This window comes from Pontibacter sp. Tf4 (genome assembly GCF_014212495.1).
GTDB lineage: Bacteria > Bacteroidota > Bacteroidia > Cytophagales > Hymenobacteraceae > Pontibacter.
The window spans coordinates 1-14,829 of record NZ_JACKZC010000016.1 but is presented as its reverse complement, the minus strand read 5'-3'; the positions used below and the strand labels follow the sequence as shown (position 1 = coordinate 14,829).

At 46.7% G+C, this 14,829-nt stretch carries 8 protein-coding genes; 3 read left to right on the top strand and 5 right to left on the bottom strand.

Annotation, left to right across the window (positions count from 1 at the left end; all coding sequences use genetic code 11):
- Positions 1-248: 248 nt before the first annotated feature.
- Positions 249-4,334: an FG-GAP-like repeat-containing protein gene (locus H7F15_RS19035; RefSeq protein ID WP_185198594.1), complete on the bottom strand. Its 4,086-nt coding sequence runs from the start codon at positions 4,332-4,334 to the stop codon at positions 249-251.
- A gap of 408 nt (positions 4,335-4,742) precedes the next feature.
- Positions 4,743-5,753, bottom strand: coding sequence for an LLM class flavin-dependent oxidoreductase (locus H7F15_RS19030; RefSeq protein WP_185198593.1), 1,011 nt, complete (start codon positions 5,751-5,753; stop codon positions 4,743-4,745).
- Between the two features lie 595 nt (positions 5,754-6,348).
- Here H7F15_RS19030 and H7F15_RS19025 point away from each other — a divergent pair.
- Positions 6,349-9,450 carry a TonB-dependent receptor gene (locus H7F15_RS19025; RefSeq protein WP_185198592.1) on the top strand — a complete coding sequence of 1,034 codons (3,102 nt, stop codon included), beginning with the start codon at positions 6,349-6,351 and terminating at the stop codon, positions 9,448-9,450.
- A gap of 14 nt (positions 9,451-9,464) precedes the next feature.
- Positions 9,465-10,883, top strand: a complete 1,419-nt coding sequence (locus tag H7F15_RS19020) for a RagB/SusD family nutrient uptake outer membrane protein (protein ID WP_185198591.1) — start codon at positions 9,465-9,467, stop codon at positions 10,881-10,883.
- A gap of 568 nt (positions 10,884-11,451) precedes the next feature.
- On the opposite strand, the gene H7F15_RS19015 is transcribed toward H7F15_RS19020, so the two are convergent.
- Positions 11,452-11,643, bottom strand: coding sequence for a hypothetical protein (locus H7F15_RS19015; RefSeq protein ID WP_185198590.1), 192 nt, complete (start codon positions 11,641-11,643; stop codon positions 11,452-11,454).
- Between the two features lie 408 nt (positions 11,644-12,051).
- On the opposite strand from H7F15_RS19015, the gene H7F15_RS19010 reads away from it, so the two are divergent.
- Positions 12,052-13,095: a carboxypeptidase-like regulatory domain-containing protein gene (locus tag H7F15_RS19010; RefSeq protein WP_185198589.1), complete on the top strand. Its 1,044-nt coding sequence runs from the start codon at positions 12,052-12,054 to the stop codon at positions 13,093-13,095.
- A 360-nt stretch (positions 13,096-13,455) separates the two neighbouring features.
- On the opposite strand, the gene H7F15_RS19005 is transcribed toward H7F15_RS19010, so the two are convergent.
- Together H7F15_RS19005 and H7F15_RS19000 are read right to left on the bottom strand one after the other, a co-directional pair.
- The gene (locus H7F15_RS19005) at positions 13,456-13,866 is read right to left on the bottom strand and encodes a hypothetical protein (protein WP_185198588.1); all 411 of its coding nucleotides are present in this window, start codon (positions 13,864-13,866) and stop codon (positions 13,456-13,458) included.
- Positions 13,867-14,157: 291 nt separating this feature from the next.
- The gene (locus tag H7F15_RS19000) at positions 14,158-14,646 is read right to left on the bottom strand and encodes a RadC family protein (RefSeq protein WP_185198587.1); all 489 of its coding nucleotides are present in this window, start codon (positions 14,644-14,646) and stop codon (positions 14,158-14,160) included.
- Between the last annotated feature and the right edge of the window lie 183 nt (positions 14,647-14,829).

The following is a 14,829-nucleotide window of genomic DNA, read 5'->3' as shown; positions in this document are numbered from 1 at the left end:
AGATCAAGTTTTATAGTACTTTGCATAGCAGGCAAGCTTAAACTGTTTGTAGGGCCTGATTTATTGATTGAATTGTATAATATAAAAGGATTGTCATTTCTATATGAAAATCTTAATCAAGAAATAGGCTCCCGCTATACAGGAGCCTATTTCTTGATTAAGATACTTGTTGATATGGACAAACTAAAAAGTTAGGAGCAACAGTATCATTTTTTTTTCAGATCATTGGAATAGAACAACTGTCATTTTTAGTTCTTCAAAAATTTATAAGAGACGTACGTGCCGTTTTCTAATTCGATCTGCATGATGTACAAACCAGTCAGTAATTTTCTGACGTCAATGATTTGTGTTAACACAGCGGTAAGTTTTTGCTGCATCATTAAGTGGCCATTGGTATTGTAAATACTATAACCTAACATCTTATGTTCTTTTGACTCAAGGGTAAAGGCGGTAGAGGCAGGATTTGGAAAAGCGGTTACTTCGCCTTCCGTATCAGCTACAGTGATCTGAACTTCTTCTGACATGATTTCACATCCTTCTACACTAACGCCTACTTTATATTTTCCACTCTCTGAAACTACCAGCATGTTAGAAGATTCCAGCATCAGCGAATCGTTTCTGAACCAGCGGTAAGATTCGCCCTCAGATGCTGTTAATTGCAAGCCATTTGCAGAGATGGTGGCAAGTGGTGCTTCTTTTACTGTAATGGTTTGTTGGATAGAGCTTGTGTTCCCTTTGCTACCCTGTATAGACAGTGTAATCAGATACTGCCCAGGTTTATTATAAGTATGGCTTATCTGGGCTGACTTTGAAGATGTCCCATCCCCAAAATTCCATTCCCTGCTTATTACTTCCTCTGTAGGTGTATGCTGGCTCAGGTCCTGAAAAGAAACCGGTTGTCCCGGACAAGTTTGTTCTACTTGCATGGCGGCTGTCAGTTTGTAACCTATTTTAGCTGTATATAACGAGGAGGACAACGTCGTAGCGGTGCCCTGCGGAAGCACAAAATCATCCAGGATGATTGTTTTGTGATAGTTGCTGTGGATCACCAATTGATTTTCACTATCAAATGCCCCATGTAAGCGGTACACCTGCTTTTGCGAATAAGAAGTCACATTACCGATGGCTTTGGCCCAGCTAAGTTCACCCTGTGCTGTGTATTTAACCACATAGGAAAAGGGGCTACCCGGTGTGGTAGGGGGTTGCAGCATCAATCCATCAAAGGATGTAGGCCCTGTGGATGCACCTATTATATATGGATCACCTAGCTTATCTAGTAATAAGTCATAGGCATCCACGGCAGCAGCCTGCTTTCCTTCAATTGCTTTGACCCAGATCAAATTGCCATCCGTATCAAACCTGGCTAGAAAAACCTGGGCATTATCGATAAAAGTAGTAAAAGTATTTCCGATTCGGGTGGTTGCATTATTTTTTACGGTAGTTGTTCCAAGCACATATATGGACTTATTATGGTAAAGCACTTTCCTGGGCGTAGCCCCAAAGGAACCTGATGCAATCGTTTTATGCCAGATCTTTTTCCCATCAGTCCCATACTTAATCAATACTGTGGTAAACACGGTGTCAGCATAAGACCCATGCAACGTTTCCGTCCCAACCCATGTTCGGGATTTGAACGCACCGGTCTGATAAAGTGCATTCGCTTCGTCTGATGCCGTGAAGGAAGGGCCTACAAAATAATCATCGTAAGGATAGGTAGTTTTCCTGACGAAGTAGTCCATGGAACCGACTTCACGGATGGAGGTAAGTGTCCCTTCTGCACTGTACTGCAACACATAACGCGTCCAGTAGGTGTCGGTAGGGTAATACCGGTAATAGGGGCTGCCTAATTGCTGCCCTTCAAAAATGGCAGAACCTTTCAGCAGGAGGTCACATGTGATAGTGCCATCCCTGGCCACCTGTATCCCTACCTGGTAAGAGGACCAACCATAGGAATCACCGTCCTCACTTGCAACTCTTTTATGCCATAGTACTTCCCCGGCAGGGTTGAGTTTGATAACAAAATAGCCATTGGCTGTCCAGGTACTTTTCTCTGCAATTTCAACTGTTCCGCTCAGCTTTCCTGTTAAATAAATGTTGTTGTCTGCATCCGTGTAGACACCTTGAAGAGAAAGCGACCCACTATCGTTCACCAGGCTCAAAATCCGGCTGCTGCCAAGCACCCGGCCAGCGGCATCCTGTTTAAACAAATAAAAATTTCTGTTTTGTTTGTTGGCAGGAGCTAAGGCAATAGTGGTTTGATCCATGGTCACTGTGGCAGGACCCGCATAATCTCCTACGGTCAATAAGGTGCCGGTGGTGTCGCCGGCAATACCTACCGTGTTAGACCAGCTGGTCGATCCTCCCGCTTTCACCCAGGCAAAGTGAGGAATTACAGGTGCCTTTTCATGTACATAAGCCGTTACCCTGGTCATGGAGAGAGACTGGCAACCTGCGTTGCTCACAGCCTGCACATACAGGGGCTGTGTTTTACTGAAGTGACGTTCATATACAGGCCCCACATAAACTGGTTTTGCACCCATATGCATGGTTGGATTCGCTTCGTACCAGGAGAAAGTTATATCATTTCTCCCGTCAGAATCTCTGGCTTCCAAACGCAGGGTAGCAGGTCCTTTGAAACTGGTAGCATCTTCTACCAGAGGAGGTTTAGGGGTCAGATATTGACGGATATAAACTGGTACCCGTTTGCTGGCACAGCCGGCCTGATTTATCTTTTCGACATAGATCGTCATCTCATAACGTGATAGCTGGAAAGTGTTACCAGTATAAGTTAATGGGCTTGCACTACTCATATCCCCATACCACTTATAAGTCATCCCCTGTTCTGCAGGAGGAATCGTCAGGGTAAAAGGGGTGCTGCCTTCACAGTACCAGATCTCAAACTTATCTTCAATTGTTGGGGGAGAAGTAATAGTTAGGGTTTTGCTGAACGAACTGCTGGTGCCATCATTTTTACGAACCTGCAGGGTAACAGTATATTGACCTGGTGCAGCATACGCATGAGTGGCATTTTTTGAAGTCGCCGTAGCGCCATCGCCAAACGACCAGTTCCAGGCGATAATATTCTGCCCTAAACTCATGTCTGTGAATTCAACTCCGGTTAAAGTGCAGGGAGTAACCTCGGCCCGAAAGTCAGCCTGAATGCCTTCGAAAACCGGCATATTATTTTTATAAAATCCCACAACTCGCCAGGCATAATCCGTCGTCACCAAATCTAACTTTCCATCAAAGTCCATATCTGCAGCACGCATTGCGCCCTGGTTGATGATGCCTGGGGTGGATGTTGTAATGGAGGACACGGTGAATACACCTTTCCCTTCGTTTCGAAGAAAACTCATGCTGCAGGTGGTAGGGCATCCTACGGCAATATCAGGCAACCCATCGTCGTTAAAATCCTGAACTAAAACGGATCTGAAGTACCCCGATATACCTGGAATTTCATGTTTCTGAAATTCCAGGTTGCCTTTATTTTCATACCAGGCAAGTGTGTTAGATATGTCATATGGACCCGCAACAATATCCAGGTCTCCGTCGCGATCCATGTCAGCTGCCGTCATTGGCATATCATCCCGCTCAAAGCTCTTTTTCGTTGAAAAGTTTGGACCGGTAAATATATTCCAACCATTGACAATTTCAGGGGAACCGTCAGCATCCAGATCAGCCACTAATATGTGCTGTATAGCATCGATTTGATCTACTTGATTTACTGGCCAGGAGCTATAGCGTCCTCTGTTCTGCAGCCAGACCACTTTATAAGATGGATGTAAACCAGACAGGACAATATCTGTTTTACCATCCCGGTTCATGTCGTAAAAGTGAAGGTTATGAGTGTAGCCACTTTCAGCTAGGTTATCAATCAGGATTTGTGGTGAACCAGCCAGACTTCCATTGTCATTGTACCATACCATCACCCTGTTGGTGCCATACGTATAGCTGTTCTTTGTCAAGGCCACAATGTCTTTATAGCCATTACCATCCAGGTCCATTACCTCAATGACACTGATATTGCCTTGTTTGGCGGAGCCGGCCAGTGGTATTTCAGTAAATGTACCATTCGCGTTAGATATAAAATAGGAGGCGGATGCGCTGTACTGATCACTGGTAACAACTAAGTCTGGCCGATTATCATTATTCAGATCCCCAACCGCCAAGGTATTAGGACTACTTTTGAAAGAGTAGTCGACAAGTACTTTACGGGCATCAAATTGACCTAAGGCAGCAGTGTGAAAAAGAAACAGGAATAGAATCAGGGTATAGATTGTTCTCATATAAGCAATTAAGGGTGATGTAGTTGCCAGGCTTTTAATTAAATCCACAAAGCTACTAAGAATTTCTTAATTAAGATTTATTGGCTTGATTTAAAGGACTATCTCTTGTTATTGATTTGGGAAGGGACAAGGCGCTAAAATGTGTTTATGCTAAAAATACTATGCCTAATAAGATGCAATGAAGGTAGCAACTACGTCTTTTTATTTGATATTCTTTCTCAAATTGCCGTCACACAATCCAAAAGCTTGTTCAATGCTTTTCTGATCAAACAGGGAATCTATCAAATTAAAAAAGCCGCTCCACCTCTAATGGAGCGGCTTTTTAGTAACGGGAGCACAAAACAGGCTAGCCGGCCTGTTGATCAGGGGAGGGATGAGTTTTCTGGCAACAGGTTAACCCTGACTTGTGCCGGCCCGTTTTCTTCTGAAACCTGCTAATCGATACCTTACTTCCCTTTACCTTTTTTCATTTATCTCCGTCATAATTTCAGCAAATAGCCTGGTAGATTTTAAACGGTCATTCAGATCAAACATCGTAGAAACCGTTATCAACTCATTTACTTCCGTTTTTTCCAGAAATTCCCTGATCTGCTTCTTAACAGCCTGCTTACTGCCGACAAACGAATACCTGAGCATCTGGTGCAGGGTTGGATGCTGCAGCACCTGCTTTAACTCTTCACTCATTTCGGAGGGTGGTGGTAAGGGATCTCTGTGTCCGGTTAATACACCCACGAACATCCTGATCAGGGAAGTGAACAGTTTTTCAGCTTCTTCATCAGTGTCAGCCACTAAGACATTTACCCCGGCCATGGTATAGGGCTTCTCTAGAAACACGGAAGGCTGGAACTCCTGCTCATAGATACGTAAAGCATTGTGCAAATGCGTGGATGCAAAATGGCTGGCAAAAGCATAAGACAATCCCTTCTCAGCTGCTATATGGGCACTGTCGGTTGTCGAGCCCAATACATACAACGGAACAGCTGTCCCTTCTGCAATAGGAGCCCGTACTTTTGCTACTTTATTTTCTAAAGAGAAATACTGCTGAATTTTCTCTATTTCCAGTGGAAAGGAATGGGCCGCTTCCATAAAATCCGACCGGATAGCGCGGGCAGTCTGCTGGTCGGTGCCGGGTGCCCTTCCAAGCCCCAGATCGATGCGGTCAGGATATAAGTGGGCGAGCGTACCAAACTGTTCGGCTACAATCAATGGGGAATGGTTCGGCAGCATCACACCACCTGCGCCCACGCGGATGGTGGAGGTGTTTTCGGCTACGTACCCAATGAGCAGGGACGTAGCGCTGCTGCCAATATTATCGGAGTTATGGTGCTCGGCAAACCAGATACGTTTGTAGTGATGTGCTTCTGCTTCCTTAGCTAAGGCCAGTGCGTTGTGCAGGGTTTGTTGTATGGTTTCTCCCTGCGCTACAACGGCAAGCTCCAAAATGGAATAAGCAATGGTATGTTTCATGGTGTTCAATTCTTATTAGTTTCCGGTAAGCGGCTACAGTTTATTACCGCTGCAAATCAAAATGGCCTGTTATTGAATTACTACCTACACTGTCCGGTAAATGGCCATTATTTATTCATGTGAAGGAAAGCCTTCTGTATTCACACTGCAGACCATCGTAACAGCTAGCAAAGTACAAAGTTTACAAGGCATCTCAACCCCAAGGCAAGTTTCCGCTTCTGAGCTGCAGCAATTGGCAGGATATTACAACCAATCTGCAGAAAAGACTGCCCTTCTTTGCAAAAGGAATAAACCAGATCAGCTGCAGGAAACTTAGCAGCCCGGCCTTTCCCGGTAACTGGTCCGGAAGAAGTTGCATGCGCTGTAAGAGTAGCGGGAAGCAGCTGGGGCATGGAGGACGAAATACCTGCACCGATCAGTGAAATCCATGTCCTTGTCAAAGCCAGCGGCTGCTCATCTCCCGGAACAGGATTTTGTCGCCATGTAAAAACAGGTGAAAACAGGGGCAGTGGAAAAAATGGGTTCTGATGTTGTGGCACCGATATATGTATCACCTTTTTAACCATTAATCATCAATCTTTTAACTAACCAATTTATGAGAAAAATCATACTTATGAAATTGGCTCTGTTTCTTACGCTTGTTAGCCAGGCGTGGGGGCAGAGCCGGACTGTTTCCGGGACAGTTACTGACGCAGCCGATGGGCAGCCACTACCCGGAGTAGCAGTGATCGTGAAAGGTACTTCTATGGGGATCACCACAGGCTACGACGGTACATACTCCCTCAATGTGCCGGAAAACGGGAATACCCTGCAGTTCCGCTTTATCGGTTATGTGACGACGGAGCGGCCGATCACGGGCAACGTGTTGAACGTCGCACTTTCAGCAGACAGCAAACAGCTGCAGGAGGTCGTTGTCGTGGGGTATGGTGTGCAGGATGTCAAAGATGTCACCGGGTCAATTACCAGCATTTCAGCGGCCAAAATTGAGAACCAGCCTGTTCAGAGTTTTGACCAGGCGTTAAGCGGCAGGGCAGCCGGTGTGCAGATTACGAACTCATCCGGTATGCTAGCGGATGGGGTTACCGTGAGAATCCGCGGTGTCGGATCCATATCCAACAGCTCCCAGCCTCTTTATGTAATAGATGGCGTGCCAATGGCCCAGGTAAGTAACCTGAACACGTTTAACGGGGGTAACGGTACCCGCTATAACCCACTGGCCGACCTGAACCCCAATGATATTGAATCGATTGAAGTCCTGAAAGATGCCGCCGCCTCCGCGCTTTATGGTTCAAGGGCAGCCAACGGGGTTATCCTGGTAACGACCAAAAGAGGTAAAACGGGAACCACCAGAATTACCTATGATTTCTACACCGGTTACAATGAAATTGTCAGACGTCCCGACCTGCTGAACGGGGACGACTTTATCACGATCCAGAATGAAAAAGCTTCCAATCGTTTCGGTGTGGATGACCCGAAGAGTGTGATCACCGGGAACGTAGACATCAACGGCGATGGAATACCGGACAGAACAAACTGGATTGATCAGGTTTTCAGAAAAGGCAAGGTGCAGAGTCACCAGCTTTCGTTGTCCGGGGGGAATGAAAAAACTTCCTACTATGGTTCTGTTTCCTACTCAGACCAAAGTGGTGTGGTGGTAGCTAACCGCCTCAGAAGGGGGGCAGCACGTTTGAACCTGGATGTAACTCCAAAGGACTGGCTGAAAGCGGGCATCAGTACGAGCTTTACCAGGACGTTGAACAACGGCGTGCTGGCGGAAGGATACCTGGCCGGTGTTGGTGTGGCTGGCCTGAATGCCCCTTCCAACCTGCCTGTTTATGGCAATGATGGCTTCTATTACCTGAATTCAACCGGCTATTTAGGCAATGGCGCCAATGACCAGGCCTACCTGCTCAACAGGTTCTATCATCCCAGGGCAACCCTTGATCTGCAGCGAAACCAAAATACCTCCCAGCGGATATTGGGCAATGCGTACCTGGAAGTGCAACCGGTCAAAAACTTAAAGGTAACTTCCAAGTTCGGCATTGACTATATCCAGAACTTCGAAGACCAGTACAGTGATCCCCGTATCGCAGGTTTGGGATGGAGTTACAACGGACTGGTTCAGACCAACAACCTGACCCGGAACCAGTGGAACTGGTCGAATTACGCTACCTACAGTGTCTTACTGGCCGGGCAACATAACATTGCTGCAACCGGTGGTATCGAATACCAGGAAGTCGTACAAAACTCCATTGGTGCCTATGCGGGAGACTTTGCAGATCCTTTCTTCAAAGATATCATTACAGGCACATTTGCAGAACAGATTGGTTCCGATGGTGCGAGGACACATAACGGTTTTGATTCTTATTTTGGTCGCTTATCTTATGACTTTGGTGATAAGTATTATGCTGAGGTAGCCTTCCGTGCGGATGCATTTTCCGGGTTCGGGGTAAACAACAAACGAGGCTATTTTCCTGCCGGCTCAGTTGGCTGGAGAATTTCCGAAGAAAGCTTCCTGGACGGGGTTGACTTCCTGAATGACCTGAAACTCCGTGCCAGCTATGGTATTGTAGGAAACTCTAATATCGCGGATTTTGCTTCCCGCACCTTGTATGGCGGCGGGTTGTATGTGGAGCAGAACGGACTAAGCCCGGTGCAGGTCGGGAATGCCAACCTGAAGTGGGAGACTTCGAATAAACTGGACATTGGCTTTGACCTGTCCGTGTTGCAGGACCGTGTAGGACTGACGTTCGACTATTTCAATACTGAAATTACTGACCTTGTCCTGAATGCACCTGTACTGAGAACGACTGGTATTCCGGGAGCATCCGTAAGCACAAACATCGGCTCGATGAATAACAGGGGCTTCGAACTTGCCTTAAACACCGTCAATATTGAGAAGAACAACTTCTCTTGGTCGACAAACTTCAACTTCAGCAAAGTTAAGAACGAAGTTACAAGCCTTTATAACGATGTGCCGGTCGTGAGTGGCTCCAGCCAGGCAGCAGTGGGGTATGCCATCGGAGAGTTCAAACTGATTCGTTGGGCCGGTGTGAACCCGGATAACGGCATGGCTATGTTCCTGTCTAAAGATGGTGTTGTGAAGCAGTACGACCCTGCCACCCAGAAATACTATCTGCTGGACGGTTCTGAAACAAGCCAGATCACCGGGGATGACGCCGTGTTTGCCGGTAATCCATATCCGAAGTGGTTTGGCGGTGTCGACAATACCTTCAGGTACAAGGACTTTGACTTTGGTGTCTTCTTCCAGTTCAGTGGTGGAAATAAAATTCTGAATCAGACCCGTGCCGGTTTGATGACAAACTACATGAACAATAACCTTAACGAAATTAAGGAAAGATGGCAGAAGCCAGGTGACGTTACGGATGTTCCAAGACTGTACCTGCAGGATAACGTCTCCACCCGTCTATCAACCCGTTGGTTAGAGGACGGAGATTTTCTGCGACTACGCCAGCTCAGCATAGGATATAATGTCCCTTCAGAACTAACCAATAAAGCCGGCATAAGCACCCTCCGCTTTTATGCACAAGCTCAGAATGTCTTTGTATTAACTGCTTATAAAGGGTTTGACCCGGAAGTGAACACCAACAGAAACGTGAACATTGCCTATGGTGTTGACAACAGATCAATTCCGCAGGCGCGTAGCGTTACATTTGGTGTGAATATTGGCCTTTAATTTTAATTTCAATCATGATTAAACCAGTTAGAAAAACGATAACAACATCATTGTTGCTTGGCGCACTGGCCCTGGCTGCTCCTTCCTGTGACATCATTGAAAAGGAGCCTATTGAGAACCTGTCTCCCGATTCAGCATTTACGACACCTCAAAGAATTGAGAAAGCTGTTGTCGGGATGTACGATGATACGCAGAATGCGGAGTTCCTGGGGGGGCGTGCCCTGATCTACTCAGATATCCGGGGGGCAGATACGGACCCGGCTACTTACTTTGGGAACATAGGCCTGTTCAATACCTTATCGAGTGATGGTACTGTAACCAATGCCTGGACGGGCGGATACCGGGCCATTTACACGACGAATTTATTTTTGCAGGCCCTGGAGGCGAACCGGGCAAAGGTTCCTACGGAGGTTTTGGCAAAACAGTATGAAGCGGAGGCGAAATTTCTGAGAGCGTTAAACCATTGGTATTTAGTGAACCTGTTTGCACAGCCTTATACCTTTACGACAAATGGATCACATTTGGGTATTCCAATAGCGCTCAAAGCGTTTGATGCCTCATCTGCATTCACACCTGAGGCGCAGCTTGCCAGAAGTTCGGTTGCACAGGTTTATGCCCAGATAGAGCAGGACCTTCAGTTCGCCGCACAAAATCTGCCAGCCAGAACCGGGGTAATATTTTCAGATGTTGCCCGGGCAACAAAGGGTGCTGCAGAAGCACTGCTGATGCGTCTGTATCTTTACAAAGGGGATAATGTTAAGGCGCTGGAGCAGGCCGCGAAGGTGGATGCGATGGGGTATAAACTGAATCCCTCACCTGTTACGGTATTCACTGATTACACAACCTGGGAATCCATTTTCTCTGTGGCCCATAACCTGAACGATAACCCGAATACGAACAATGCCTTAGGGCAGCATTATGGTAGACGCCGGGATATTTCGGTTGACCCTTACCTGAGTCTTTTCCCTGCAAACAGTACGGATCTTCGTGTTGCCGCTTTGACTAAAAAAGAAGAAGGTAAAACCTATACGCTGAAGTACACAGATAATTCGCAGTGGGTTCCGGTTATCCGTTATGCCGAAGTTGTGCTAACAAAAGCGGAAGCACTAGCCAAACAATCGTTAGCAAGTGCAACAGTGAATGAGACAGCGGTAGCGCTTCTGAACGAAATCCGAACAAGAGCAAACGCCACTGCTTTTCAACCGTCCGACTTTGCAGACAATGGCGAACTCCTGGAAGCTGTGCTTCTTGAGAGGAGAAGAGAGCTGGCATTTGAAGGGCACGGGATGTTTGATTTGTTAAGAAATAAGAAGGACATTCCTGCTAATGGGAATAATAAACTACAGGCGTATGGATCCAACAAGACGATTCTCCCGATACCGCTGGTAGAGACGCAAGCCAATCCTAAGCTGGAACAGAACCCCGGCTACTAATCTTTTTCATAAAACAAGGCCCTCCCCGGAGGGCCTTGTTTTTTACTTGTGTATGAATATACCTCCGTTGTTCTTCTGCTAAGGCTGCCGGGGGGATTGCCTTCCTGTTCTTTTATGCCAAACGTGCAGGGGCTCATCCCCCGTGCGTTCCGGCACTTCCCGTTCTCCGGCAGGCAGGAGAGGGGCAGGCTAAGCATCCAAGCCGCCCGGGTGTCCGGGCCCTATAGTGACTGCTTATGCTGTTACGGGACCGTTACCAATTACCGGCCCCTTTTAATTGTTCATGTCAGCGTTTCTCTTAGTAAATGCAGGTCAGTTCTGGTACCCGGGGAAGAAGAAAGTGACCGCCTTAGCAGCAATCGGCCGTTACTTTCCACCGCAGCCCCTGGCGCCGGGATAAAGGAACGATCAGGGCTGCCTGTGCTTTCTTTTCCCCTGATATCCGGCTGACAATAGGCTCTTCCATATAAACAGGAATACTGCCCTCATTTTTTTCATAGTCTATGCCGTATTCAGTGCCTGATCGGATCTGTTTCGTTCAGTGGCAGTTGATACACTGGTATGTTCGCTATACTGCAGTAGATTGATTAACAGGATGTAAACCGGCCGGTGGCGTGTTACTTTTAACAAAATCCAACGCTTTTCCACCGGAGCCCTGGTTAAGAATCCCTCTCGTTACAAAGGCCACCGGCAGGCCTTCCGGCTCGCTGTTCAGGTCGGTTAAGGCGTTAATGACTACGCCAATCCCATCGTTATTCATCCCGGCAAAACCAGGAAACCCGTCACACGACATAATATATTGTACTGGAAAGGTTAAGCTTAACCCGGTGTATAGAAAAAGCCCGCCATAAGTGGCGGGCTTTAGCACAAACTAATGAAGATTGAGTGTACTGCGTTAGGAATTTACCATATCCCAACGTTAACTATTTTCTTATCTGATGCAAAAGTAGGTGGGACTCGAAGACTTATAGTTGTAGTTTCCTGCTATTTTAACTGGTTCGGGATTCCTCTTATCAATGGTTAAAGTGACTACTTCTGTTGTCTTCTCTACCCTACAGGGCCAGCTTATGAATACATTGATACCCTCTGAAGATTTAGGCTCAATTCTGAAGTCAGTATACTATAGTTAATTGAATGATGTAAAACAGAAAGCCATGTCATAAGCAACATGGCGCAGGTAGCAGGGAATGCCGTGTTTGAAGAATCCCGAAATATAAATCAAGGTAGCATAATATTCTATGTTGTATTAAGTTATATACCAATAGTTAACCTAAGGCTTATAAAACACTTGGCTATCCTCTCATTTGCCCTGCATAGACTGATCGGAACACTGCTCCTGATGTTACCTTGTGTGGTGTTGTATGCACAGGCGTACACAATAGAGGGGACAGTTAAAAGTACAGAGAATGGCCAGGCAATACCCTTTGTTGCTGTCAGTATAAAGAATAGTGGCACGGGCATTACGGCAGATGCAATGGGCAGGTTTAAGTTACGTTTAAAGGAACATCACTTAACAGACACACTCACCTTCTCGGCAATCGGCTATAGTAATCTCTCCCTACCTGTAAAGAAAATTATAAATGGGGGATTGAAAAGGGAAGTTCATGAAGTAAATCAAAATGTATATAACAAAACATTCTACCTTTCTCCAACGCCTGTAGCACTTGGAACAATCGAGGTCAGGGCTAAGCGTGTCAGGTGGAAAGAAGTTAAAGTCGGTTATAATATGAGCAAAGGTGCTGCTTTATGGCACGAATTTGAGCCGCTGGACACCCTGTTAAGTGGGGTGACGGGGCAGGAAATAGGCAATAATTTTCGTTCGGGGAAATACCCGGTATACCTGAAGGATTTCAATTTTGGGTTACATGGTTCCGGAAATTTAGCAGTGGCAATCAGGGTCCGTATCTACTCCATTAGAAACAGCCTGCCCCATAAAAGCCTGCTTGACAGGGATATCGTAGTGAAGATACCGCCGCACCACACAGGCTGGATTAAAGTCAATCTGGCGCAATACAATATTAAACTGGAGGAGGATTTTGCTGTAGCACTGGAATGGATTAACGAGGCAAACAGACTGAACGGGAATTCCCTGATGACTTTTGCGAAAATACCCAAAGACCAGGTTACCTTTTACAGGGACGATAGAACTGCACCCTGGAAGAAACTTCATGCTACAAGTATCGGCATGTATGTCTCCCTGTTGTATGAGTAACGGGGCATCATGCTGTCCTGCTCTCTGCTGGTCGTATTGCCGGAAGCAATGTAAGTCCTGTATACCAGGTCGTTGCGGGGCTTTTTGTTTTCAGAGACTTACCCGTTTGTTCGGCTTTTGCCTGAATGTTGGTGAGTAAAGCCGGTAATTACTGCGCAGGTCATTTTTTCTCACCGGCTCCGGCGTAGCTGCCTGGTATACACCAGGCACGGTGTGTGTTGGCTGGCAGGTGACTGCCTGCCTGTTATTGCTGGAGCTTCGGGGGCGCAGGGCAGAAGCAATTAGGAAGCGTTACCTGCAGGGACAGGGTAAACGCAGGGTCCCGTAGGTATAACAGTAAAAATTCTTTTTAAGGTTAAGTCAGACCCCGATATCCACAGGGTGCACAAGCCATTGCCTGGCTTCCGGTTTAGTGAAAAACAATTCGACCTGAAAGGTATTATACCTGGCTACCGTATCTTTAAGGTGGAAAATGTCCATCATTTCAATATTCTTTATTCCCACGATATAGGCCAGCCGGACTTTCCTGTTCCTGAACAGGGGCACGATGTCCTGCAGCAGCCAGTTCTGATCCTGCAGGGGCAGGTAATTGCGCTTATGGACATCGAAGAGAAAGCGAAATATGTTCCTGGCCAATGCGAAATCCAGGATTAACCTTATACACCTGCGGAACTCACTACTGGGTGGCTGTTGCAACCATTTCACTTCGATGATCTGGTCCGACTGATCATAATCAATCCGGACGAAAGGGGACGCAAAGATTGGTTTCATAGTTTTATTTTACTTTCTGTTAGCCGGTAGCGGAGCGTACATCCGGAGCCCGGCCGGCAGGTCAGGGTGTCAGAACATTTCAAGGGTGAGGCTAGTTGTGTAAAATTAGAATTAAGCTATAATATTTTAAACTATTTGGTTGAATAATTTTTGACAAGAGGTGAGCCAGCGTCAGTATAAGCTTCACCCATAGCACTATGAAGTGCCGTAACCAGGCCGGCTCTACACAGCCATGAGAGGGTACAGGTGCCCTGTAAGATATACAGATAATTACCGGGGAGAGGACGAAGGCTACAGGAGCCCTTCGTCTGCAAAGGAATAATAACTTTCACTGGTCAGGATGATGTGGTCCAGCACGGCGATGTCGAGTACCTCCCCGGCCTGCTTCATCTTCTTTGTTAATGCCAGGTCTGCTGCGCTTGGTTTGGTATTGCCCGATGGATGGTTGTGACACAGAACGATAGCTGAAGCACAGGCTTTCAAGGCCGCTACAAAGACCAGCTTGGGATCGGCCACGGTGCCTGCCACCCCGCCGGTGGAGAGCTCGTAGAGGCCCAGCACCCGGTTGGCCCTGTTGAGCAATAGCACCTTGAACTGCTCGACAAACTCCAGCTTACCTGTGTCCCAACTCTTTTTCAGGATGCAGTAGCTGTCGGAAGAGCTGGTGACTTGGGGCCTTTCCGATGGCTTTACCTTCGAACGGTAAGTTAGCTTTACTTCGGCTACTCTGTTCAGGAATGCTCCTTTTACTTTTGCTGGTTGTTTGACTGTCTTTTCCATAATCGTAGTTTTTAAGTGAAAGGAATTGATTATGGTGCCCCACCTGCCTTGGGGCTGGACTAAGGGCAAGACCGTATGTTTGAATTCCCGGGTGTTTACAGTGGCCTGGGAGAACAGCGCGTTCCTGTAAAAGGGTATAAATAGTATTTACCTTTTAACAACAGGAAACATGGAGCAAAGTAA